Consider the following 24,487-nt stretch of genomic DNA (forward strand, 5'->3'; position numbering starts at 1 on the left):
CGGTTCAGTTAGCGCCAAAAACCTTGAAATGTGTAGTAGCGCGGCAAGCTTAATTTGTTGGGTTGAGTCATCAGAGAATATTTTTTTTGTTGTTGGATTTTCTAAATTGTTTGAACCCAACATTTTCGGGGCTTTGTTGGGTTGCGCTTTGCTTCGAGGGTGTTTGAAAAGTTATGAGAGGTAACATTTTATACCAAATATCGTACCATAATACGAATCATGGCAAGATAGATCAACGTTTCTGAGGTTTGAGGTAATAGTTCGTAGTCTTTGTTCAAACGCTGGCAGCCAGTCAACCAGCAATCATGTTCTTTCTACTACCCAACGTTTAGGCAACAAGACAAAGCCCTTGTGTTGATAGGGTCGCAGCATGACTTGTACAATCCATCGGCAAAAATCCATGACCCACTGCATAAAAGGATTACCATCGTAACCATCATCAACCCAGATAGTAGTCAGACGTGGCATTTTGTTCCCCATTTGTTTGACTTTGTGCAGTACTTTTTTACCGCCGGAGCGTTCATCGACACTGGCGACACTCACCAAAACTCGCAGTACCAGACCCAAAGTATCTACGGTCAAAAATCGCTTGCGCCCTTAGACCTTTTTGCCAGCATCGTAACCCAAATCTCGGTTAACCATCGCCGCCGTTTTCACACTTTGACTATCGATTATCGCTTCTGATGAGCTAACCGCCCGTTCGTTGTCCACTCTCACCCAGTCTCGCAGTTGATCATGAATGCTCACCCACGTCCCATCTTGCCGCCAAGTCCGAAAGTAGGTATATACCGTTTGCCAATTCGGGAAGTCTCCTGGTAGGTTTCGCCAACTGCAACCTTGTATCAACACATAAAAAATCGCGTTGATTACTTGCCACATATCTACCATTCTAGGATGATCACCTTTTTTGCCTGCTGGAATTAACGGTTCTAATAATTCCCACTGGTCTGGAGTCAAGTTACTAGAGTATGCTTTACTCATCGCTCTCAATGGTGCTGTATGTACGTATTTACAGCTTATGCCCTGAGAGCTTTTTTTACTCAACTACCGACTTTTCAAACATCCTCTAATAGGGATTTTATTTGATTGCAATTCAAGGCTAAATGTTTGCTCACTGCTTTAAACAGTTTCAATCCCTAATAGGGATTTTATTTGATTGCAATCTTAGCTAAACAATATTTAGATGAAAAAGCCAATGGTTTCAATCCCTAATAGGGATTTTATTTGATTGCAATTGTAGCTACTTACTTATGGATTTTATTTGATTGCAATATAGATTTTGAATTAGTAACAGTTAGTATAAAATTGTAGCTACTTACTTATGGATTTTATTTGATTGCAATATATCCCGGCAATCTTGCGCTAGGTAGCCTGAATGTAGCTACTTACTTATGGATTTTATTTGATTGCAATTTAAGTTCAACACCTTCCTTTTTACACTTTCTTAAAAGTAGCTACTTACTTATGGATTTTATTTGATTGCAATGCTGGCATTTGAAAGCTTTGTGTTATTTGGTTTTCAAGGTTCAAGAGCGCGAATAGAAAAATCATAACATGAAGAGTGGCAATGTGTCATACGAAAATCGCTGAAAGTCAGTCCACATAGGGTGCGCGGATGTCTTCAAGATTTTACAGTCGTCAAGTCTTTGCATACAAGGCAATTCAGCCATGTTTGTAGTCACCTCTTCACCAACACCTACCCATTCGCACACTTGGCAAAAAAACTAGTCTGATTGCAAAGCGGTTCACGACCCATGAGCTTACTACAGACTTTCTTTGATTTCTAGCAAAAACAATTGCCACCTCTCAAACCTCTGCATTTTACTTTTAACGCTCAATTTCGTTATAAAACTTAAAATTTTTCCTTAGCAGCTAACATCTGTAAAATCTTTTCTACATGATCCAACTCTCCAACGATTCGCCGAATTGGGTGCGGCCAAACTTTGACAAGGGTAGGAGTTGCAGAAACTTGATTGAGTTCTGCTTGTTCTGGATGACTTAAAACATCAATTACTTTCAGAGTATAAGGATGTCCGAGCGATCGCTCCAACAATTCGTGTAAATTTTGCAGAATGCGTTCGGTTGTACTGCTATGTCCTGCAACAAACAAGCGGAGAACATAGCCTTGTGTGATAACTTCCTTTTTTTGTACTATTACTGGCTGGTGGTATTTTGGCACAGGTTCAGAAAGGTCTAGACGAACAATTAAATCGTGATCTTCCCAAAGCTGCCCAAATGAGGAACGATAAGATGTTAACACCATGCGATCGCACAACCCCTCTTGCCAAGGAGCAGCTTGCCATACTAAATCCCCTGTACCAAAAATGGCATTAAGCAAAGCTTGATGTCTAATTACAGCCGGATAAGCTTCAGCAAAAGTTCGCACTTGTTGAGTACGCGGATCTAACCAGTGGTCAATAGTTGCAGTATAACAAGGCACTAAAAAGTGCGGTGGCTCTGGCAAATCTAGAATTTCTTGCAAAGCCGAACACAAATGCAAATGCCATCGACCTTGTTTGCTAGGGTCGATGCAGTAAATTAAATCTCCTCCAGGTGTAAATAGGGCAATGCCTTTAAACAACTGGGGTGTAGATAGTTTGTTTGTTGTCAAGTTATTCACAAAGGCTAGGAAGCTAAAAGTAAAAATTCTCTCTTTTACCTTTTACCTTAGCTATAACCGCAACCAGGATCAGAAAAATATTTAGGATTGAGGGATGAGGGAGCAGGGGAGGCAGGGGAGACAGGGGGTAAGGGGGACAAGGGGGCAAGAGGTGAGAACTTGAAACAAGTCTTTCCCCTTGTCCCCAATGCCCAATTCCCAATTCCCAATTCGCAAATCTTAAACTCTACCTCGGAGAAACTGTGCCATTTCATTAGGAGTTGGCGACATTTCCAAAGCAGTTTCTTCAGTGATGCGACCATCTTGATAGAGATTGAGTAACGACTGATTCATCGTAATCATGCCGTCAAAGCTAGCTTGTTTCATCAACTCACCAATTTCATCATACTTACCGTCTTTGATCCATTCTTTAATAGCCTCAGTATTGATCAGCACATCGTGGAAAGCAGCTCGCTTCCCGTCAGTTGTGCGGCACAAACCTTGAGCAATTACCGCTACTAAAGACTCAGAAATTGCTACTCGCATTGCATCCTGTTCGTCACCAGAGTAGAGGTTGAGAATCCGTTCAATGGTTTTAACTGCGCTATTGGTGTGTAGGGTTCCCATGACCAAGTGACCAGTCTGAGCAGCTTTTAGGGCAGTGTTAACTGTTTCCTTATCTCGCATTTCCCCCACCAGAATCAAATCTGGATCTTCCCGCAAAGCTGCTTTCAAAGCGTTGTCAAATTTCCGGGTATGCATTCCCACTTCCCGTTGTTTGACTAAAGATTTGCGGCTTTGATGGATAAATTCGATTGGGTCTTCAATGGTAATGATATGCTTGGCCATCTCCTTATTGATGTAGTCAACCATCGCTGCCATTGTGGTGGACTTACCAGAACCAGTGGGCCCAGTTACCAAAATTAAACCTTTGTGGTGATGACAAATATCCCGAAAAACTGGGGGTAATCTCAACTGTTCCATAGTTAAGATTTTCAGAGGAATCAACCGCAACACCATCGCAGGCCCTCTAAGAGTGCCAAAAACATTAATCCGCACGCGAGCAAAGTCATATTGAGTTGCTCCGTCAAATTCTAAGTGTTCTTCAAAGCGCTGAATTTCCGCCTCACTCATTACCTCCCGCAACCAATTCATAAAAGCTTCTTTATCTACTTCTGGATAATCCCATGATTGAATTTCTCCTCGGGTGCGGAAACGCGGTACTTCTCCGACACCTAGGTGCAAGTCAGAATATCCCTGATCGTAAGCTTCCCTAATTAACTTCTCTAAAGTGGGCCCCGCACTGCTGGTTTTAGGGAGAACTGAAGTAGGTATTGGCGGTGGACTAACCGGACGATGACCTGCAACAGGTGTGTTGGAACCCCTATCCATTGACATATCCAATGTCTGTGTCATCTGCCTCTGCGTACTAAAGGTTGGCGGAGGTGGTGGCATTGGGGGCATTGGGGGCAAGTTACGTTCGGTAACAGGGCTAGAATTTGATGGAGACTGTGATTCTGTCATATATCTTCACATTTGGCAGGTAAAAATTTGAATTAGTGAGAAGTCAAGTCACTTACTTCGATGACTTTTGGAAAATGCTTGCGTGCAAGCCCTAGTCGTGATGGGAGGCGATTGAAAATCTAGAACCACGGTCAATCCATTTCATCCACCTAAACTGGTATCTTTTTTTTCTAAGATTCCGCTACTCAGAAAATTTAGAAAAATTATTTAACCTATACATAATGGTTAACACACCTAATAGCTTATAACGCCTCAGCAAAAATCCATAGATTATATTGTGCTTTATAGCACTTCTGACAAAATATGAATATTCTCAGCCATTAGATGAGAAATTTATCTTGGGCATGAATACAAATTGCCAGCAATTAACAGCATAAATACTAACTATTCATTTATTCAGCCAATCTATCAATTATGAGAAGCGCTATCAATTTTTATAAGAAATGTTAAGCTTGGTAGGAGCAATATCTGGGGATCAACGTTAAAAGCCCATACGTTTTAGGTTATATACCTGAAGACAGATGCAGAAAGCAAGTTATTCTAATAGATATAAACTTGGTTTTATATCCACAATTACAAAAAACTAACTGTAAACTTTAGTAAACAAATGCTCATTTTCCCGATTAGTTTTTATATACTGAATTTCACTGAGAAACAAATCAGTTAACTCGCCAAAAGCGAGATATGACTGAAATTAAAATTTGCTGTGTATTTTTGGGAGGAAAAGTCATGGTTTCTGCTGAAAGCTCTAATCTAGGAAAGACCTACTCCTTGTTGATGATTAAAAGCTTTTTAATATGGACTTTTACATTAGCAGTATGCTTGTTGGTTGTCGGTTTTCCATTAGTGGTCTTGATGGCTACGGTTGGATGTCTGTTATCGATCATCTTGCAATCTGTGATGCCTGTTAGTGCTGTTTTGCTTGTAGCAGGTGCTTTAATCATGTTTAATGTCATGGCAGTTGTATTTGCTGCGGGTGTGCTAACTATTAAAGGAGTTCATCCAAGTGAAGTTAAATGGTTAAGCTGGTTGCATGGAGAGGCAGACCAAATGCAGACTACTGTTTATGCTGCTTGCCCTTTAACTTGTGAGATTAAAATGTAGTCATCACAGGTGAATACGACAAACAGTGCGTCTGCCCGGTTAAGCCGGGTTTTTTCATGCTCTCTAATGATGTGATTACAATTGAATTCGATATACAGTTCATCTACCCGATTAAGCCGGGTTTTTTCATGCTTTTTATATAATTTTTCCTTTTATATTTATGATTTGTGTAATGATTGACCGTCAACTATTGACTATTGGTCATAGACCATTGACTATAACCATTGGCAAATGACAGATGACTAATGACTAATGACTAATCAAAAACGGGTTTGCATTATCTTGGGTACTCGTCCCGAAGCGATTAAACTTGCTCCAGTTATTCAGGTTTTCCAGAAGTCTTTAGCTTTTGAGTCGCAAGTAATTCTAACTGGACAACATCGGGAGATGGTTGAGCAAGTTATGCAGCTGTTCAACATCAAGGCAGATTATGATTTGGAAATTATGCAGGTTCAGCAATCTTTAAATGATATTACCTGCCGCAGTTTACAAGGGTTAGAAGCGTTATTTAAAGAGAAAAAGCCAGATTTAGTGGTGGTGCAGGGAGATACGACAACGGCTTTTGCCGCAGCTTTGGCAGCTTTTTATCAAAAAATCCCTATTGGTCATGTAGAAGCAGGTTTAAGAACTGATGATATCTTCAATCCTTACCCAGAAGAAGCTAATCGGCGGTTGATTTCTCAAATTACTCAGTTGCACTTTGCGCCGACTCCTTGGGCTGTGGAAAATTTGCACCGTTCTGGTGTTTTAGGTGAAATTCACATGACGGGTAATACGGTAATTGATGCACTGTTGAATGTAGCTGCAAGCCAAGCTGTTTGTAATGTACCAGGCTTAGACTGGGATTCATACCGCGTTATGTTAGCAACAGTTCATCGGCGGGAGAATTGGGGAGAACCCCTGCAAGCGATCGCAGAGGGGTTTTTACAAATCTTAGACAAGTTCCCTGATACAGCAATGCTCTTACCATTACACCGCAATCCCACAGTGCGAGTCCCATTGCAAGAGCTTTTAGGGAATCATCCCCGAATTTTCTTGACAGATCCTCTAGATTATGGCGAACTGGTGGGAGCGATTGGGCGATCGCATCTTTTGCTCACTGACTCTGGTGGTTTGCAAGAAGAAGCCCCCAGTTTGGGAAAACCAGTACTGGTTTTGAGAGATACTACCGAAAGACCAGAGGCTGTTGTAGCTGGTACAGCCAAACTTGTAGGCACTACGAGTGAGAATATTTTTGCATCTGCTACTGAGTTACTGAGCGATCCAGATGCCTATGCAGCAATGGCAAATGCAATTAATCCCTTTGGGGATGGTCATGCAGCAGAGCGCATTTTGCAGATTGTGCAAAATTACTTGGGTGTTTCATCCGAAATATCAACTTAGATTAAACAAAATACAGAATTTCTGTTTTTCAGGGTGTATAAAATCGACTTTTCTTATTTCAATTCAACACAATTTCGATGTTGTGGAGTGAGCATCTTGCCCGCTTTCAGACGGGCGAGATGTTCCGTTCACGTAGCGTCTCTGATAAGAGAAGTTTTAATCTAAAACTTCCTTAGTTTAGATTTCTAAGAAAATAGGTATAACCTAGAAATGAGATTTTCAAAAGTGGCTGGTTGATGAAATTGTCTCTAACTTTTAAATACCCAGAGCTGCTCTAGTTTCGGGCCCCACCGTACCATCTACAAGTAGACCTTTACTTGCCTGAAAGCTTCTGACTTGGTTAACAGTTTCTTGACCGTAAATTCCATCAACTCTGAGATTACCTAAAGCTGTTTGAACGTCTCTTACAAGCTGACCTCTAGAACCACGGGTAAGAATGACTGAACCGCCAACGCCACCAGGTTTACTAGTCACAGGAGGTTTGTTAGGTCTATCAGCAACCCATCGAGCATAAACATATCTACCCGTAGAAAGCCGAGCAAAACCGTTTTCATACCTTTCAATCGCTGGAAGTGTTGCACCATCTGAAACACAATCAACATAAGAGTAATTTGTGCTTGGGCCTGTACGGATACGCAAACAACTGCCGTTAGTCTTTACATAAGCAGCCGAACTTATTTGAATTTGGGTAGCAGCAAGAAGTAATACACCAACACCAGCTAAAGCTAACCAAGCTGAAGATTTAAGTAGTTTTTTCCAATTGAATTTAGATTTGCTGTTTGCAGATGCCTGTTTTTCAGCAATAACTATGTTAGAAGATTTAAGAGGTTCTTTCCCATTTAATTGAGATTTAGGGAGATTATATTTGGTGTTTCCAGATGCCTCTTCTTGAGCAATAAACATCTGAGAATAAGCAAGATATTCCATAATGCAGCCCTTTATATGAAAAAATGAGTACTCACAGAGAATTATTTTAGTCTTCTCTGTATTTATTCTTAGTATATTTTATATCACTGCTCTTTCAAAGGTTTTTGCTGGTAGCAGAATTAAAAAAGAATAAAATTAGTCAAAAAACTCCAAAAAAATGCGATGTCTACGAAGGGCTACGCCAACACGCTGATTTAGTATAAAAATTACCAGGCGTTGGTATAATCCTCGGTAGACATCGCATTTTCAAAATAAATTAAATTTATTTAAAGCTTTATTGCTTAATACCTCATCCCTAAAACATGCAAATGTGTCAAGCGTATTCTTCGAGCGTAACTAGACTAGCAACTGTAGAAGATAAATCATCTAAGTCTATCGGCTTGCATCGGTATATATCATAACCTGCTAATAATGCCCGATTCTGGTCTTCGTCGAAAGCAGATGCTGTCAGAGCAATAGCTGGAATCTTTCTCCCTCGATTTGCTTCTAAATTTCTGACTTTCATGAGCAGTGAGCAGCCGTTTTCATCTGGTAAGTAAATATCACTAATAAAGATGTCTGGTTTAAAAAATGACATTATTTCTATAGCAGCACCTGCCGAAGCAGCTGTGATAATTTCTGCTCCCTCTAATTCAAACAAGAAGGTAAGTAAAGTTCTCGTATCAGGGTCATCATCTACGACGAGCAATCGTAGACCTTTAAAAGACATTGATTGATTAGACATTATTGTCACCGCCGTCTAGCTCAAACATTTAGAGTAGCAATTGCATCAAATGGCACGCGTTTGTAAATACCATTTGATGCATTCTTTACTAAATCTTAATGGAACTAATTGTTAAGTGTCTGTCCGGTTTCGGACATAATAACTTAGAAAATTGATTCATCGGCGATCACGCCTTGGCTGATTCCCCAGTAAACGAGCAAATTCCTTTTGTATGACTTGATAACACTCGCAGGAAGTTGCTTCCAAATCCTCTCGGTTGAGAATACTAATTTGACCACGCTGATAGCGAATCATTCCGGCTCGGCTCAGGGTGCTAGCCGCTACTGTTACACCAGAACGACGTACACCTAGCATTTGGGCGATAAATTCTTGCGTGAGTGGAAAATCATCTGATTCCAGACGGTCAGAAACTGTTAGAAGCCAACGAGCTAGCCGTTCTTCTAGTGTATGAAGACGGTTGCAAGCACATCCTTGCGTAAGTTCTGTATATATAGCTCGTACATAGCGCAGCAGCAGCTTTTGAATAGCTCCGCCTCGTTTGAACTCGGTTCTGAGAACATCTGCATCCATTTGCATTCCAGCGCCCGCAACTTGGACAAACGCTTTTGTAGTTGTTGTATTTCCTCCTAAAATTACTGGGATACCCACCATGCCTTCATTGCTCACTATCCCAACTTCCACCGTCGAACCATCTTCCATAATAGTGACTATAGAAACCACTGCGTTTTGGGGAAAATAGACCTCTGTGATGGGTTCTCCTGGTTCGTAAATAACTTGCCGAGTGGGAAGTGAAACTAACTTCAGGTGCGGAACAAGACGCTCATAATCACTAGTTGGCAAAGCCGCTAGTAATCTATTTACTTGCGGCTTAAGAGTATTTTCACTCACTGAACATTAAAAGAGAAATTTCCTCAAAATACTTTAAATCAAGTTACTATTGCGAGTCTGTTCGGTTTCGCACACATAACTCAAAAAATTTTTTTGGCTCGGTTACTGGGCAAAAAGCCCAGTAACCGAGCAAATTCGTTTTGTATGACTTGATGACACTCGCAGGAAGTTGCTTCCAAATCTTCTCGGTTCAGAATGCTAATATGACCACGTTGGTAGCTGATCATTCCGGCTCGGCTGAGGGTGCTAGCCGCTACCGTCACGCCAGAACGACGTACACCTAGCATCTGGGAGATAAATTCGTGCGTGAGTGGAAAATCTTCTGATTCCAAACGGTCTGAGACTGTCAGTAGCCATCGGGCTAGCCGTTCTTCTAGTGTATGAAGACGGTTGCAAGCCGCTCCTTGCGCTAGTTCAGAGTATACAGCTTGTACATAGCACAGCAGTAGCTTTTGAATAACTCCGCCTCGATTGAACTCGTTTCTGAGTACATCTGCATTGATTTGCATAGCCGCGCCCGAAATCTGCACAAACGCTGTTGTGGTTGTGGTGTTGTCTCCTAAAATTACTGGGATACCCACCATGCCTTCATTGCTAACTATCCCAACTTCTGCCGTTGAGCCATCTTCCATAGTGGTGACTATAGAAACCACTGCCTTATCAGGAAAATAGACCTGTGTAATCGGTTCGGCTGCTTCGTAAAGAATTTGCTGAACTGGAAGCTTAACTAGCTTTAGATGGGGAAGAAGACGCTCATAATCACTAGCTGGTAAGGCTGCAAGCAGCTTATTTGGTGGTTGCTGAAAAAGGTTTTTGTTTAATGACATTAGAAGTCACTCTCCTTAAGGTAGGTGACTTTAGAAAAGTCAACTCAGGGCACAAGGAAAGAATTTAAGGATCTGATCCTAATGTCAAAAGGTGTATTCTCTAAAGGAACATGGGCACAATCTAAAAAATCTTAAATGAACACACTTGTGTGAGTCTGTGCGTTTTCGCACATAGAAGCTAAAAAAAATTATTTTTGCCGTTTATTTAAGCTTATTGCCCAATAAACGGATATATTCATCTTCTATAATCTGATAACATTCGCACGAGGTTTTTTCTAAAGCTTCTCGATTCAGGATGTTAATCTGACCACGGTGGTAGGTGATCATTCCGGCTTCACTCAAGATGTTAGCTGCTTCGGTGACACCAGCGCGACGTACACCCAGCATCTGCGAGATAAATTCTTGCGTAAGCGGGAATTCATCTGATTCCAGGCGATCGGAAACTGTTAGCAACCATCGAGCCAGCCGCCCCTCTAGCTTATGAAGACGGTTGCACGCAGATCCTTGTGCTATTTGAGTATATACACCTTGCACGTAGCGTAGCAGCACGCTTTGGAGAGCTGTACCCCGATTGAACTCGCTTCTTAGTATATCTGCATCCATCTGCATAGCACTGTCTGGAATCTGCACAAATGCGGTTGTGGTTGTGATGTTATCTCCTAAAATTACGGGCATACCTACCATGCCTTCATTACTTACTAAACCAACTTCCACAGTTGAGCCATCTTCCATTGTGGTAATTATAGAAACCACTGCCTTATTGGGAAAATAGACCTCTGTGATGGGTTCTCCAGGTTCGTAAAGTACTTGCCGATTTGAGAGCTTAACCAGCTTCAGATGGGGAACAAGACGCTCATAATCACTGAACGGCAGAACTGCCAGCAAATTATTTGCTGGTTGATCAAAGGTATTTTTATCTAATGACATTGGGATTCTCCTGAATCTAGCAGTCTCTAGAAAAGGCAACTTGCGGCATAAGGAGAAAATCAAGAGTCTAACCCTAATGTCAAAAGATGTATTTTTCTGAAAAACTTATAATAGAAAATTGAGATTTTTATACTTATATCTATAATATAACATAACTAAATTAGTTATTCATAGTAAAAAAAAATCTAGATTATAAATCAAAAAACTTGGAATAGATGTATGAGGCATCTATCTAAAGACTGAATAAATAATACAAATTAATAGCAAATGATTAGCTACATACTACTGCAACAAACTATATTTCTCTTGCTATATACTGGCTTTAGCGAAGTTAATAGGAAGTATAAAAAAATCAGTAGGTGGGTTTAAAGCTAAGGAATCCCAACAATTGAAATTGGAAAATTTCACAGGAATTGCAGTTGCGATCGCAGAATTAAGTCAAATTACGTTTACTCATCATATAGACACGAGCATCTTTGTCAGCGATCGCAGCAAAAAATCCTTGGTTGCACAAGTCCTTGCAACCCTAAGTCTTTGTCGTTGCGATCGGATATTGTGACCTTTCCCGATAGACTCGGTATATTTTGATTGTTCACGAAAATAATATACTTTTTCAGAAGCATATTAATATGAACATTTATTAAGACTTAATTCCAGAATAATCTTAAGATTTTTGGTATACTACGGTAGATTAACTGATTTATCGTAGTATATGCTTGGGCTGAAACAGTCTATTCCACAAAAACCCAATAAAAGCAAGTACTTTGTACTACAATTTTAGATTTTTATGACTCCACAAACTAGCTTACTTATCGGATTACTTTATGCAACAATAAGCAACTTCATTCATTAAATACGATTTAACTATCTATTTTTAGTAGTTTCAGTAAAATAATATTTTGCTGAAAAATTTATATTGGCTTAGTGCCAAACTAAGTTTTGTTTGAAGCTAAGTTAATTAAAAATAATAACGTACTTGACAAAATGTAAAATCTCCAACAAAAATATCACTGTTAAATCAAACAGAATAACAACACGAAAACATGAAGTATAACCAACTTGGCAAGAGCGACTTAAAAGTTTCTGAGATTTGTTTGGGCACTATGACTTATGGACAGCAAAATACTATTGAAGAAGCCCATGCTCAGTTAGATTATTCTATTGCTCAAGGAGTAAACTTTATTGATGCTGCGGAGATGTACCCAGTTCCAACAAGTGCCGAAACTTATGGATTAACTGAAACTTATATTGGGGAATGGTTAAAACGCCAACAAAGAGAACAACTGATTATAGCGACTAAGATTGCTGGCCCTGGACGTGGCTTTAAATGGTTACGTAATGGAGCCAAAGCAATTGATCGTGATAATATCAAACAAGCTGTAGATGATAGTTTAAAAAGATTACAAACTGATTATATTGATCTCTACCAAATCCACTGGCCAGATCGCTACGTGCCAAGATTTGGGCAAACGGTATTCGATCCGACTCAAGTGGGAGAAACAGTTCCTATCGCTGAACAGCTAGCAGTTTTTGCCGATGTCATTAAGGCAGGAAAAATTCGCTATATCGGTTTAAGTAACGAAACTCCTTGGGGAGTAGCACAGTTTAGTAACGCTGCTAAACAATTAGGATTACCCAAAGTTGTCTCTATTCAAAATGCTTACAACTTACTAAATCGAGTATTTGATGGAGCCTTAGCAGAAGCAGTTTATTACGAAGAAATTGGATTACTAGCTTATAGTCCTTTGGCTTTTGGTTTATTGACTGGTAAATACCTGAATGGCAAACCAGAAAAAGCAAGATTCAGTTTATTTGAAAATTTTGGTCAACGCTACTTAAAACCAAAAGTTAGTGAAGCAGTAGCAGCTTACATAGATATTGCCAAGCGCTATCAAATAAGTCCAGTACATTTGGCTTTGGCATTCGTGCGGAGTCGTTGGTTTGTCCCTAGCACAATTATTGGTGCTACGACACTAGAACAACTCAAAGAGAATTTGGAAAGTGTAGATGTAGTTCTCAGTAAAGACATTTTGGAAGAGTTGGATATAGTTCATGCTCAGTCTCCAAACCCAGCACCATAAAAGTGCTGAGTAGTGAGTCCGAATTGTTCAGAAACGAGTAGAGGTAAGCGATGTATTCTGTCCTAATTCTTAGATTCACACCTAGATATTTAGTAGGTAAAATATGACTTTTACAGCAACATTAATTGACCAGAATACTATTCGTCGTCGAGGTACTGGTTTAAGAGCTTACAATCCCGAAAAAGTATTTAAAGGATACACACTTTTCACGCCTCTGACAGGTCAAGGTGAAGTCTATCTTTTGAACTTAGAAGGAGAAGTAGTACACCAGTGGAATCTGCCATATCCACCAGGGTTATATGGTTATCTCTTACCTAATGGCAACCTTTTTTATAACGGTAAGACTCCACCAGAAGAACCACTACGTTTTGCTTTGTGGGCTGCTTTTAAAAGTGGTGTTGTTTTAGAGGCAGATCCCAAAGGAAATATTATTTGGGAATATAAGCATCCAGATCATCATCACGATGGGCGCAGACTAGCTAATGGCAACACAATTATACTCGCCATTGAAAAGATACCTCAGTCTTTGGTTCCCAAAATCAAAGGCGGCGTAGCAGGTACAGAACCAGATGGGAATATCTATGCGGATGTGCTTTATGAAGTGACTCCAGGAGGGGAAATTGTTTGGACTTGGCACGCCCACGAACACCTCGATCCAGATAAATTTACCATTACGCCCCAGGATCATCGACATGAATGGACTCATGGAAATACTGTGGGAGAACTCGCTGATGGCAACATTATAGTCAGCTTTCGTAATATATCCACAGTTGTCATTATCGATCGCAAAACCGGAGAAATTATTTGGACGTTGGGTGATGACGTGCTAGCACAGCAGCACTTTCCGAACGAGCTAGCTAACGGTAATATCCTGATTTTCGACAATGGCGCACATCGCCGTAACGTCGCTCTCAATTTCTCCCGTGTGATTGAGGTAAACCGTCAAACGAAAGAGATAGTTTGGGAATATACCGATAACCCGCCTCAAAATTTCTTCAGTGCATACATATCAGGAGCGCAACGTTTAGCGAATGGCAATACCTTGATTACAGAAGGTGCTTACGGCCGGATATTCGAGGTGACAGTTGCAGGAGAGATTGTTTGGGAATACATCAACCCCTACTTTGCAACTCGGAATATTCCAGGTGAGAAATCGCCGGTCACTCGTGGGGAGCAGAATACAGTCTTCCGCGCCTTCCGTTATGCACCTGAAGAAGTGCCTTGGCTTTAGTAGTTTGTCAAGCTAATAAAAGCCTGGTACGTAGTAAGCACTGAAGTGCTTAGAAAATTAAGGACTAAAGTCCTTACTACGAACTTCTCATATTAAAAGTTTGGTTAGTGTCGAGAATTTTTCACGCTTCATGCGCCTCAAAGGGGCTTCAGGACACTAACAATTGAAGATTTGGGATTTTGGATTCAAATTCAATTCCCAATGCCGATTAACAAGTCCTATTTACCAAGGTACTTAAACATGGCCCAAATCAAAGTATACAGTGCAGTTGTTTGTCCTTATGCTCACCGTACCCGTTTGGTACTCCAAGAGAAGGGCATTGACTTCGATTTGATTGAGATTGATTTGCAGAACAAGCCTGAAGGGTTTACCAAAGTTTCCCCCTATGGTAAAGTACCTGCACTAACTCATGGCGATAACCGAGTTTGGGAATCAGCAGTAATTAACGAGTATCTCGATGAGGTATTTCCCAATCCACCACTGTTACCTAGCAATCCTGCTGCTAGGGCGCAGGCTCGTATCTGGATCGATTTTGCTAACACCAGATTCGTCCCCGCTTTTTCTACCCTACTGCGGAGTTCAGATCCGCAAAAACAAGAAGAAGCTAAACAGGAACTATACAAACACCTGGAATTCGTTGAAAACGAAGGTTTGGCAAAGCTTTCTGGGGAAGGTCCTTACTGGTTTGGTGAATCTATCAGTTTGGTCGATTTCACCTATTTCCCCTGGTTTGAGCGCTGGGCTGCACTAAAGCAGTATCGTGGTTTTGGGATACCAGAAGAGTTTACCCGTGTACGCCAGTGGAAACATGCTTTGAAAGAGCGTGAATCTGTGAAAGCGATCGCAAACTCTAAGGAATTCTACATAGAGCGATATGCTAAATTCGCTGCGCCTACTCTCGCTGCTGTTTAAACGTAATTAATAATTATGTTTCAAGTGGGGTTTAAATTCCCACTTGAAACATAGAATTGAACTCTTTACAATTACGAATTACGAATTACGACTTTCCCAAAATGAGCCGCACTTTTGAGATAACTGTAAGCTTCTCGTGCCTCAGTGAATGGAAAAACTCGATCAATAATTGGTTTAATTTGATGCTGTTGCATCGCCTGATTCATCGCCTCAAATATTTCCCGACTGCCGACATAAATGCCCTGAACTGTTAAACTCTTAAAAAGTATTGGCATGGGGTCAATTTCACTTCCTCTTCCTGACAATACGCCAATCAAACTAATCCGTCCCCCAATACGGACTGCTTGTAATGATTTTGGCAGAGTCCCTGCACCACCTACTTCTATTACATGATCTACACCTGTGCGATTAGTTAATTGATAAACTTGCTTTTCCCAATCTGGTGTTGTTTTGTAGTTGATTGTCTCGTCAGCACCAAGCTGTTTAGCTCGTGCTAATTTATCATCACTGCTGGAAGTAATAATTACTCTAGCACCATGTATCTTGGCAAACTGGAGAGCAAAAATCGAAACTCCCCCAGTACCGAGTAATAAAACACTATCACCTGCGCCAATATTGCCTTTTGTCACCAGTCCATGCCAAGCTGTGACTGCTGCACAGGGTAAAGTTGCCCCTTCAATGTAGGATAGATAGTCTGGTAATATCACTAACCCATCTTGGTGTAATACGACATATTCAGCTAGCATTCCATCGATGCCGCCTCCGAGATCGGATTTCATTTTCTCTTTGGTTAAAGAGCCATAAATCCAGTCTTGGAAGAAAATACCAGCGACGCGATCGCCTATTTTTACCCGTGTCACACCTTCGCCTACCGCCACGACTTCCCCCGCACCGTCAGATAGGGGAATTAACGGATACTTCTGTCCAGCACCGTAAGCACCCTCAGCGACGAGCAAATCGCGGTAATTTAGGGATGTTGCTTTGACTTGGATGAGAACTTGTCCCGCAGTTGGTTTTGGTTCAGGGCGATCGACTAATGCGATCGCATCAATCCCGCCGTTGCTTTGAATTTCGTAAGCTTTCATACAAAAAGCAGTGGTTTAATGTCATATTAAACCACTGCTGTTTATTGTAATAAATTAGGACTTACGCACAATATTTCTCAAACTCTCATTTCTCTGTATCCTCTGCGTCTCTGTGGTTCGTTATTCCGTAACTCGTGCTTAAGTCCTATAAATAAACAGTGCCTACCCTAAATTGATGTTATTTCGCCTTATGAGCTTGGTTGCTGATCGGGAAACATACACTTATCAGAATCACAACCACTAGGGCCAGCCTCTGACATTTCACCTAAATCGTAGCGGCTTAAGACTGCACAGAAATCATCTGTTTTCCGCCGTGCTTTCACCTCTTGATTCAAGCGCTCGTAGGTTGGTTTATCTATTGGTTCAAATGGCAAACGGGGGAATGATTGCAAGTCATCAAAACGAGCTAAAAGAGCTGCTGAAATATACCCCTGATCGCTCTGAATAGTTTCATAGATTTTCTGTCCTAAAGGTTCGATTTCATCAGAACGCAGTTCCAAAGTAGCTGATGTGTTATGAGTCACATACCAGCGTTGAACCTGGAGGACAAAATCAAATTGGGCTAAGACTGAAAACTTAGAAACATCAATCTCATCAGCACCTGGTAAATCTGCCCAAGATACAGAAACAGGGATTTCTACCAACCATTCACTCACCCGTGAATCAAAGGGATCGTTGAGCAAATTGCCCTGTTCATCTTTGTCTGATTGTGAGGGAATGACATTATAACCGTAGTCAATACAGGCTAAAGCTACTGGATCATTTTTGCCGAAAGTGATGCGGCGAATAAATCTTTGGGCTTTGGGAGGATGCCATCCTGAACTAGCATTAGTTAACAAAGCCTTAGTACCACTGGGTTGGACTGTGGTACAGCGATTGGGACGTTTGAGATTGTGGCGATCACAATAATCCCAAACTACCCGATGTACAATATCTCTCCAAGAACTTAGATATTTTTCTTCCTCACGCTTGAAAGCTAAACCTTGTGGAGTTGCAGGTCTTCCGGCTTCCCACCAGCGCAGCCAATCAACACCAAAAGCATGGACAAAGAAATCAAATAAACCTGTAAAAGAAACTCCCACAATCGGGTCTAATTCACGGCTGTATTGATAGCGTGGTTCTAAGAATTTGTGATTTAAAAGTGCCGCAACAGATAACGCCCCAGCAGTGAAAGCTTCTTCTTGTTCTTTGTAGTTACGTGGGTCGATTTGATTAAGGTGAACCTCTGACAAATTACAGTGGAAGTTACTACCGATGATTTCCTTTCTTTGTTACCCTAGAGGCTTTTTATCCTCTAGTTCTACTGCTTAATTATTTGCAGTAGCTCCGCGTACCTTTTGCAGATGTGACTTCAGATAATAAAAGTGTTTCGGCTCCGCTCAACACAAGTATTTTTCACATCCACCCCCGCACTCTTGGAGAGATTATATTCTAGACACAAATTTCTCATGTTATCTAGTTTCACTCTCTACGCTGTACGGTGTCAAAGACTTTTTAATTCCTTTGATTACCACGGGATTAGCATCTCAGCTTTCCCCGTTTTTGCGAGGTTTTTAACGTGAGGCAAAATCACTTACCACACGGATTTAGCCCATAGCGAGCTAAACGATGTTCTAACTCATTAGCATCAAGATTTGAATAACGTTCTTCTAACCACTGTTTTGCTGTTCCTTGTTCATAAGCTTGTAAAAACTCAACTTTTAGAGCTTGTGTTGGCAGCAAATCAATGTTTGATCGCGCTACAGCTTCACCAGCCCATTGAATCGCTCCCTCGCCGCTATAATACTGTTTGCGAACAGCATTCAGACATTCTTCTAAGGTTGGCTTGCGGTGAAAAACTCTGGTATGGTTTGCCATCCTGAGTGCATCACGCTCTGGATCGATTCGCCAATTGCCATTTTCATCTTGCTGCCATAAGTTATCTTTGGCATCGGCAAACAAACTATCTTCGCTAGAACCTTGCCTCATGCCAGCTGATCTTCTAATATTACCGGCAACAATTGTTACAGCAGCTTGATCGATTAATAGACAGCATTCAACTGAATTTAATTGTCGTCCTAAAGCTTTATTCAGAATAGATGCACAACGCTGATAAAGTCCGGGCAATTTCACAGGATTAGCAACTCCTCCAAAGCCGTTAAGAGTTTCTCCGGCTTTTCGGACATCGCTGATATCAACTAATACTTCAACTGCTGCTGAAAACTGTTCATTAGTGGAAAGTTCTAATAGGGCTTGATATGATTCAACCCAACCTTCACGACTATCTCCCACGTGAATAGTGACGTTATTGCCTTCTATATGAGTTTGAGTATATTCACGTCGCTGTTGCACAGGAGTGCTGCCAATTTCACCTTTTACAGTGACATTCAGTTGATTACGGATAGGAGGTAACTGGTTAATAAATTGTGGTTCTAGGACGGCTCCGGTACCACAGCCCATCATTGCCAGATCCATCATTAATCCGAAGGCACTCCAGTCTTCGAGATTGGTAGAGGTGCAATTATAAGCGCCGGAAAAATTCTTTGGTTTGGTTATCCAGTCTGTGCCACCAACCCATAGCCAGCGTCCACTGGGCATAGCTTTCAAGTTGCGCTGCATCTTATCCAGTATGGCAGCTTCTTCTTGAGTGAGCTTTCCCAACTCGACTAAGCCGAGGAGAGTGCGATCGCATACCTCATCCCATGTTTCCCTTAGTCCCGCCTTTGTCCGGCGGCTATAGGTTCTAAAAAATACGGGATTCGCAGCCGGTGCTGTTTCGGGAAACTTTGCACTCTGGCGTTTTCTTTCTAGCTCTCGAACCATATATTAAGTGTCTTGCGTTCTTGTTGCGTGCGGACAGATTATGACTATACGCCAAGTAGTTTGAGTATTAAAGATTGTCAAATTGTCCACTTTACGCTAGCTCTACTCAGCACTAATTACAACAGAAATTTATAATGTATAATGTCCCTCACCCTTGGGTAGAATCTCGATATTGAGTTTTAATTGGCACAGATTAACTTATAAGTAAATTCTCTTTATACCGATTTTTGTGTAATTACTTAGCGGAGGTATAAAATTTGCTTACTCGAACATCGAGCAAACTGGATTTTTATGGAATTAGTTTTAAAATGATCAATATTCGTTGTGAAACTCTGGCAGATTGTACAGTAATAGCTGAAGTGAATACATTAGCTTTTGGGCAGAAAAATGAGGCTAAACTTGTAGATAAAATTCGCCGTTCTGACCGCTACATTCCAGAACTTTCTCTGGTTGCAGAAGTTGAAAATGTTGTAGTCGGTCATATTTTATTCAGCTACATTAACCTAGTGAGTGAAGAAACACTACAGGTAATCGGTCTAGCACCTTTAGCGGTTCATCCACAGTTTCAACAACAAGGTATTGGTAGCGCACTGGTACAAGCAGGATTAGAAAAAGCAGATGCAAAGAAAGAAGCCGTAGTTATTGTACTTGGTCATCCTCATTTCTATAATCGTTTTGGCTTTCAGCCTTCTATTATTTATGAAATCGAGTCTCCTTTTCTAGTACCAGAGGATGTCTTCATGGTTAAAACACTGCAAAGCTATGAAAAAAAGTATAAAGGTAAGGTTGTTTATCCGGCTGCTTTTGAGGAAGTATAGTATTATTTACGCCTAACAATGAGGTGATTTTAGAATTGGAAAAATAGAACAATATCGCATATATATCCAACATTTATTATCTGCTATAATTACACTATAACTGCCGCAACTACGCCCTTTGTTTGTAACGCAGCCGCAACCCGTAAAATTAAAGCTTCATTATATGGTGCTGCGATCAATTGCACACCCAAAGGTAAGGCATTTGGACGCTGAATTGGTACTGATAAAACGGGTAAGCCGATAAAAGATAATGGTTGAGTAAATAGCCCCAAATGAGGGCGGACAAGAATTTCTTCCCCATCCAAAATCATAGTTTGTTGACCGATTAGCGGTGCAGAAATTGGTGTAGTTGGGGCAATAATTAGATCCACATTTTGAAATACTTCTCGAACGCGATCGCGATACCAGCTTCTAAACCGTTGTGCTTGCAGATACCAGCTACTAGGAATTAACGCCCCAGCCAAAAAGCGATCGCGTGTCGCTGGATCAAAATCTTGAGGACGATATCGCAATTTTTCCAAATGCAGATTTGCGCCCTCACTAGCTGTAATCACAAAAGCTGCTGCACGGGCGCGGTGTGCTTCTGGTATGGTTACGTATTGAGTGGCATTCAAAGCATCGGCTACCTTTTGCACTGCTGCTAAAGCTTCCGGTTCTGAACCTTTGGTGAAATAATCAGCTGCAATGGCAATTCGGATATCAGAAATATCTTGATTAAGTTGTGGTAAAACCAATTCAGGCGGACGCTTTGTGCAAATTGGATCGCGATCGTCTTCTCCTTGAAGCACATCAAACACCGTAGCAATATCTTGCACCGAACGCGCAAAAGGGCCAATGTGGTCAAAACTGCTAGAAAATAAAGCTACCCCAGCACGAGATAACCTTCCATAAGTAGGCTTAAAACCAAAAACGCCACACAACGCCGCCGGAACCCGAATTGAACCATTAGTATCAGAACCCAGCGTCATAGGTACTAACCCAGCAGCAACAGCCGCCGCCGAACCACCCGATGAACCACCAGCAACTCGCTGTAAATCATGGGGGTTGTGAGTAGCACCGTAATGGGAGTTTTCCGTAACAAACCCATAGGCGTACTCATCCATATTCAAAGCGCCAACTAGCACAGCACCCGCTTGTTTCAGCTTCGCTATTGCGGTTGCATCTTGGGTAGCGGCTGGGTTCTCTGCATTGATTTTTGACCCCGCCAGAGTCGTTAAACCAGCAATATCGAAGAGATTTTTCACCGCAAAAGGCACACCAGCAAGCAAACCAGGATTATTACCTTGGGCAATTTCTTCGTCAATGCGAACTGCATCTATTAAAGCTGTTTCAGCAGTCACAGCCGTAAAACAGTTGAGTTGATGATCTCGCGTTGCGATTCGTGCGATCGCAGCTTTGGTAACTTCCACCGCGCTGACTTTGGCTGCACGCACCGCATCTGATATTGTTATGGCATCGGCAGAATCAAAATTCATGCTGGAATATTAGGAGATAGCACTTTTAGCTTTTTGAGTAATAGCAGTCTGCATAGTTTTTGCTAGTTGTAGCAAAATAGCCGTAAGACCTAAATCTAAAATACAAGAGAATAAAAACCAAAAGGGCAGAAATTTATCTTCGGGATTTTTAACAGCTTCTGTAAAAGCGAGCCGATTCAAAAGATTTGACCCAATCATAAAACCATATAGCGGCCCGATTAACGATCGCACTTGTTCACTCAAACGTGTTAAATCCTCACCTTCACCTTTAAATCGATCAGCAAAAGTAGATAACGTGTTGGCTATTCCCCAAAGGCTATATATAGGAATTAGAAATCGGGCGATCGCACCTCCTGGCGTAATCGGATATTCCTTGAAAATATCCCTTAAATCAGCATGGAGACGATATAGCCAAATCATAAAAACAATGATTGAAGTTAAACTGAAAAGTAATGTAACTATTGATATCAGTGCATCTAGAGAAGCAAGTAGCTGATAAAGTGGCTTTGCTATTAATTGCAACAAAGATAATAGCGTAGAAGCAACACCAAATCCTAGCAGCACCCAAAGTAACCGCACCAACAATCTACCGATACTCGCAGACTTCAATGAAATAACAGCATTGAAATTATTCATCTGATTTTTCCAAGGTATAGTCGGCTATATCTTAGTATTGTTGGTTATACTGAAAACTCAGTAAAATTGCTTAAACATTAAAATAGCTCTTATGGTTCAAAAACTGGTGCAACTTCAATTTCTTCTGGTAAAGGGAAAGAATTTACAATATTTGCGATCGCACTAATTCTCTCAAAATTTGCCACCACCCCATCCCGATACTCATCTCTTAACTGCAAATCCAACAACAACGCCATAAGATCAACATACTCTCCCACATCAAACCCTTCTCTTCTCATCTCTCTTCCTTTGCGCCCTTTGCGTCCTTTGCGGTTCGTTATCTTAAACTTATAACTTCTTATCACAACTGAAATGCGATTAATTTTATACAGTAAACCCGGCTGTCATTTATGTGAAGGCTTGCAAGAAAAGCTAGAAAAAATCCAAAATCTCAGTTTCGAGTTGGAAATTAGGGATATTACGACTCGTGACGATTGGTTTGCTGCGTATGAGTATGAAGTGCCAGTACTTTATTTATCGAACCACAGAGGCGCAGAGGACGCAGAGGGGAGTGAGAAATTATTGCCGCGTCCTTCTCCTCGTGGTAGTGTGCAACAGTTGGAGCAAATGTTGCGTAAGTATTTAGCCAATTAGAAAAAAATAATGCAGAATAAGCGCAAGATTAAGAATGTGACGAGGTTCACAACATGAAATTGCGGGAATTACTAACGGCGGTAGACAGTGTTGAACAATTGCCTAGCCATCCGACTTTGCAGGATGTGGAAGTTAGGGGTTTGAAGACCAATTCCCATGCTTGTGGTGTGGGAGATTTGTTTATTGGGATGCCAGGAACGCGGGTTGATGGTGGGGAATTTTGGCAAAGTGCGATCGCATCGGGGGCTGTGGCTGCGATCGTTTCTCCTGAAGCTGCACAAAAAAATCCTCCCACAAATGAGGCTGTGGTCATCAGTGCAAGTAACATAACTCAAGCTTGTGCCCAGATAGCTAGTGCTTTTTATGGTTATCCAGGGCAAAAACTCAAGCTGGTAGGTGTGACTGGTACCAATGGCAAAACTACAACTACCCATATTATTGAATTTCTCCTGCTCAAAGCTAATCTCGCCACAGCTTTGATGGGGACTCTCTACACCCGTTGGGCAGGTTTTGAGCAAACTGCTGCCCACACTACGCCCTTTGCAGTAGAACTGCAACAGCAGCTAGCAGAGGCTGTAAATGCTGGTAGTGAGTTCGGGGTGATGGAAGTAAGTTCTCACGCTTTGGCTCAAGGTAGAGTGCTGGGCTGTCAATTTGAGGTAGCGGTGTTCAGTAATCTTACTCAAGACCATCTCGACTATCACCGCGATATGGAAGATTACTTTGCCGCTAAAGCGTTGTTATTTAGCCCTGATTATCTCAAGGGACGAGCAATAATTAATGCTGATGACTCTTACGGAAAGCGGTTAATTGCCTCGTTAGATGCCGAACGGGTTTGGAGTTATAGCGTCAACGACAACAGTGCTGATTTATGGATGAGTGATTTAACTTATGAGCCGAATGGTGTCAGTGGGACATTACATACACCAAAAGGTGACGTAGCTTTTCGATCGCCACTAGTCGGACAATATAATTTAGAAAATCTTCTCGCAGCCGTAGGAGCAGCTTTACACTTAGGGCTAGATTTGCAATTAGTGGCATCTGTAATACCTGAGTTTCCCGGAGTTCCTGGACGAATGGAACGGGTACAGATTAATTCTGACCAGGATATTAGCGTGATTGTGGATTATGCCCACACACCCGATAGCTTGGAAAACTTGTTGAAAGCTGCACGTCCATTTATACCTGGGAAGGTAATTTGTGTATTTGGTTGTGGCGGCGATCGCGATCGCACCAAGCGCCCAATTATGGGTAGAATTGCTGCTGAATTAGCTGATGTGGCAGTAGTGACATCAGATAATCCCCGCACAGAAAACCCAGAACGGATTTTAGAAGACGTTTTGGCAGGAATTGCCCAAACAGTAAAACCAATGGTAATTTGCGATCGCGCTACTGCAATTCGTACTGCTATTTTACAAGCACAACCAGGTGATGGAGTGCTGCTTGCTGGTAAAGGTCACGAAGACTACCAAATTCTCGGCACCGAAAAAATCCATTTTGATGACCGAGAACACGCACGCGACGCTTTACAGCAAAGACTTAATAGCCAAGCTTAATTTATTTGGGAATTGGGCATGGGCAAGAGGACAAGGGGACAAGGAGAATTGGGGACAAGGGGAAAGACTTGTTTCAATTTCTCACCCCTTGTCCCGAATGGCACTAAGAAAAGCTGAAATCTGGTCAGGGCAGGGTGTGGGAGGTGTGGGAGGTGTGGGAGGACGGGGAAGAAGTCTTACCCCCACACTCCCCACACTCCCCACACTCAAAAAGCAAGTTATATCAGGGCTTTGCGATTAACTTAGTGCCATTCCCTCTTATCCCCTTGTCCCCTTGTCCCCTTGTCCCCCCTGCCTCTTCCCCGCCCCTGATGGGTGTAGTTTTTGATATTTAATGTTTCTTTCCGTGGGGTTT

Annotated in this window: 21 protein-coding genes, 3 pseudogenes and 1 CRISPR repeat array; of the genes and pseudogenes, 10 read left to right on the plus strand and 14 right to left on the minus strand. The window is 41.6% G+C overall.

Annotated elements, in window-relative coordinates:
• Positions 1-188 precede the first annotated feature (188 nt).
• From GJB62_RS22530 to GJB62_RS22540, 3 genes and pseudogenes are all read right to left on the minus strand, one after another.
• A pseudogene (locus GJB62_RS22530) lies at positions 189-981 on the minus strand (IS5 family transposase).
• A 254-nt stretch (positions 982-1,235) separates the two neighbouring features.
• Positions 1,236-1,486: a CRISPR direct-repeat array (repeat unit 36 nt; unit sequence GTAGCTACTTACTTATGGATTTTATTTGATTGCAAT).
• A 366-nt stretch (positions 1,487-1,852) separates the two neighbouring features.
• Complete coding sequence (locus GJB62_RS22535) at positions 1,853-2,620, minus strand: circadian clock KaiB family protein (protein ID WP_114083392.1); 768 nt, start codon at positions 2,618-2,620, stop codon at positions 1,853-1,855.
• Between the two features lie 219 nt (positions 2,621-2,839).
• Positions 2,840-4,123: a type IV pilus twitching motility protein PilT gene (locus GJB62_RS22540; protein WP_114083393.1), complete on the minus strand. Its 1,284-nt coding sequence runs from the start codon at positions 4,121-4,123 to the stop codon at positions 2,840-2,842.
• A gap of 729 nt (positions 4,124-4,852) precedes the next feature.
• Here GJB62_RS22540 and GJB62_RS22545 point away from each other — a divergent pair.
• Both GJB62_RS22545 and wecB read left to right on the plus strand, forming a co-directional pair.
• On the plus strand, positions 4,853-5,227 hold the full coding sequence (locus GJB62_RS22545) for a hypothetical protein (protein ID WP_012409057.1): 375 nt from the start codon (positions 4,853-4,855) through the stop codon (positions 5,225-5,227).
• Positions 5,228-5,479: 252 nt separating this feature from the next.
• Positions 5,480-6,610: a UDP-N-acetylglucosamine 2-epimerase (non-hydrolyzing) gene (gene wecB, locus GJB62_RS22550; protein ID WP_114083394.1), complete on the plus strand. Its 1,131-nt coding sequence runs from the start codon at positions 5,480-5,482 to the stop codon at positions 6,608-6,610.
• A gap of 255 nt (positions 6,611-6,865) precedes the next feature.
• Here wecB and GJB62_RS22555 read toward each other — a convergent pair whose 3' ends face one another.
• The 5 genes from GJB62_RS22555 to GJB62_RS22575 all read right to left on the minus strand — a co-directional run bounded on the left by GJB62_RS22555 (position 6,866) and on the right by GJB62_RS22575 (position 10,903).
• Positions 6,866-7,537, minus strand: a complete 672-nt coding sequence (locus tag GJB62_RS22555) for a peptidoglycan-binding protein (RefSeq protein ID WP_114083395.1) — start codon at positions 7,535-7,537, stop codon at positions 6,866-6,868.
• Positions 7,538-7,850: 313 nt separating this feature from the next.
• Positions 7,851-8,261 (minus strand): response regulator, encoded by a 411-nt coding sequence (locus GJB62_RS22560; protein ID WP_114083396.1) that lies wholly within the window; start codon positions 8,259-8,261, stop codon positions 7,851-7,853.
• A gap of 156 nt (positions 8,262-8,417) precedes the next feature.
• Positions 8,418-9,149 carry a Crp/Fnr family transcriptional regulator gene (locus GJB62_RS22565; protein ID WP_114083397.1) on the minus strand — a complete coding sequence of 244 codons (732 nt, stop codon included), beginning with the start codon at positions 9,147-9,149 and terminating at the stop codon, positions 8,418-8,420.
• Between the two features lie 80 nt (positions 9,150-9,229).
• Entirely contained in the window at positions 9,230-9,976 is a 747-nt protein-coding gene (locus GJB62_RS22570) for a Crp/Fnr family transcriptional regulator (RefSeq protein WP_114083398.1), read from the minus strand.
• Between the two features lie 201 nt (positions 9,977-10,177).
• On the minus strand, positions 10,178-10,903 hold the full coding sequence (locus GJB62_RS22575) for a Crp/Fnr family transcriptional regulator (RefSeq protein WP_114083399.1): 726 nt from the start codon (positions 10,901-10,903) through the stop codon (positions 10,178-10,180).
• A 388-nt stretch (positions 10,904-11,291) separates the two neighbouring features.
• On the opposite strand from GJB62_RS22575, the gene GJB62_RS22580 reads away from it, so the two are divergent.
• The 4 genes from GJB62_RS22580 (at position 11,292) to GJB62_RS22595 (ending at position 15,127) form a co-directional block, all read left to right on the plus strand.
• Positions 11,292-11,462, plus strand: a complete 171-nt coding sequence (locus GJB62_RS22580) for a hypothetical protein (RefSeq protein ID WP_159402548.1) — start codon at positions 11,292-11,294, stop codon at positions 11,460-11,462.
• A gap of 484 nt (positions 11,463-11,946) precedes the next feature.
• Positions 11,947-12,984 carry an NADP(H)-dependent aldo-keto reductase gene (locus GJB62_RS22585; protein ID WP_114083400.1) on the plus strand — a complete coding sequence of 346 codons (1,038 nt, stop codon included), beginning with the start codon at positions 11,947-11,949 and terminating at the stop codon, positions 12,982-12,984.
• Positions 12,985-13,087: 103 nt separating this feature from the next.
• On the plus strand, positions 13,088-14,215 hold the full coding sequence (locus GJB62_RS22590) for an aryl-sulfate sulfotransferase (RefSeq protein WP_114083401.1): 1,128 nt from the start codon (positions 13,088-13,090) through the stop codon (positions 14,213-14,215).
• Positions 14,216-14,455: 240 nt separating this feature from the next.
• Entirely contained in the window at positions 14,456-15,127 is a 672-nt protein-coding gene (locus GJB62_RS22595) for a glutathione S-transferase family protein (RefSeq protein ID WP_114083402.1), read from the plus strand.
• A 71-nt stretch (positions 15,128-15,198) separates the two neighbouring features.
• Here GJB62_RS22595 and GJB62_RS22600 read toward each other — a convergent pair whose 3' ends face one another.
• From GJB62_RS22600 to nrdJ (GJB62_RS22610), 3 genes and pseudogenes are all read right to left on the minus strand, one after another.
• Complete coding sequence (locus GJB62_RS22600) at positions 15,199-16,212, minus strand: NAD(P)-dependent alcohol dehydrogenase (RefSeq protein ID WP_114083403.1); 1,014 nt, start codon at positions 16,210-16,212, stop codon at positions 15,199-15,201.
• A gap of 188 nt (positions 16,213-16,400) precedes the next feature.
• Positions 16,401-17,474 (minus strand): annotated as a pseudogene (nrdJ, locus tag GJB62_RS22605) (ribonucleoside-triphosphate reductase, adenosylcobalamin-dependent); the annotation flags it as partial.
• 310 nt (positions 17,475-17,784) lie between these two features.
• Positions 17,785-19,014: pseudogene (gene nrdJ / locus GJB62_RS22610) on the minus strand (ribonucleoside-triphosphate reductase, adenosylcobalamin-dependent); the annotation flags it as partial.
• Between the two features lie 308 nt (positions 19,015-19,322).
• Here nrdJ (GJB62_RS22610) and GJB62_RS22615 point away from each other — a divergent pair.
• On the plus strand, positions 19,323-19,832 hold the full coding sequence (locus tag GJB62_RS22615) for an N-acetyltransferase (protein ID WP_114083404.1): 510 nt from the start codon (positions 19,323-19,325) through the stop codon (positions 19,830-19,832).
• A gap of 89 nt (positions 19,833-19,921) precedes the next feature.
• Here GJB62_RS22615 and GJB62_RS22620 read toward each other — a convergent pair whose 3' ends face one another.
• The 3 genes from GJB62_RS22620 to GJB62_RS22630 all read right to left on the minus strand — a co-directional run bounded on the left by GJB62_RS22620 (position 19,922) and on the right by GJB62_RS22630 (position 22,221).
• Positions 19,922-21,307, minus strand: coding sequence for an AtzE family amidohydrolase (locus GJB62_RS22620; RefSeq protein WP_114083405.1), 1,386 nt, complete (start codon positions 21,305-21,307; stop codon positions 19,922-19,924).
• Positions 21,308-21,316: 9 nt separating this feature from the next.
• Positions 21,317-21,943: a DUF4328 domain-containing protein gene (locus GJB62_RS22625; RefSeq protein ID WP_114083406.1), complete on the minus strand. Its 627-nt coding sequence runs from the start codon at positions 21,941-21,943 to the stop codon at positions 21,317-21,319.
• An 89-nt stretch (positions 21,944-22,032) separates the two neighbouring features.
• The gene (locus GJB62_RS22630; RefSeq protein WP_114083407.1) at positions 22,033-22,221 is read right to left on the minus strand and encodes a DUF4089 domain-containing protein; all 189 of its coding nucleotides are present in this window, start codon (positions 22,219-22,221) and stop codon (positions 22,033-22,035) included.
• 73 nt (positions 22,222-22,294) lie between these two features.
• On the opposite strand from GJB62_RS22630, the gene GJB62_RS22635 reads away from it, so the two are divergent.
• From GJB62_RS22635 to GJB62_RS22645, 3 genes are all read left to right on the plus strand, one after another.
• Entirely contained in the window at positions 22,295-22,576 is a 282-nt protein-coding gene (locus GJB62_RS22635) for a glutaredoxin family protein (RefSeq protein WP_114083408.1), read from the plus strand.
• A 53-nt stretch (positions 22,577-22,629) separates the two neighbouring features.
• A complete protein-coding gene (locus GJB62_RS22640; RefSeq protein WP_114083409.1) occupies positions 22,630-24,132 on the plus strand; it encodes a UDP-N-acetylmuramoyl-L-alanyl-D-glutamate--2,6-diaminopimelate ligase in 1,503 nt (500 codons plus the stop codon).
• A gap of 97 nt (positions 24,133-24,229) precedes the next feature.
• The gene (locus tag GJB62_RS22645; RefSeq protein ID WP_159402467.1) at positions 24,230-24,373 is read left to right on the plus strand and encodes a hypothetical protein; all 144 of its coding nucleotides are present in this window, start codon (positions 24,230-24,232) and stop codon (positions 24,371-24,373) included.
• Positions 24,374-24,487 lie beyond the last annotated feature (114 nt).

This window comes from Nostoc sp. ATCC 53789 (assembly GCF_009873495.1).
In the GTDB taxonomy this organism is placed as follows: domain Bacteria; phylum Cyanobacteriota; class Cyanobacteriia; order Cyanobacteriales; family Nostocaceae; genus Nostoc; species Nostoc muscorum_A.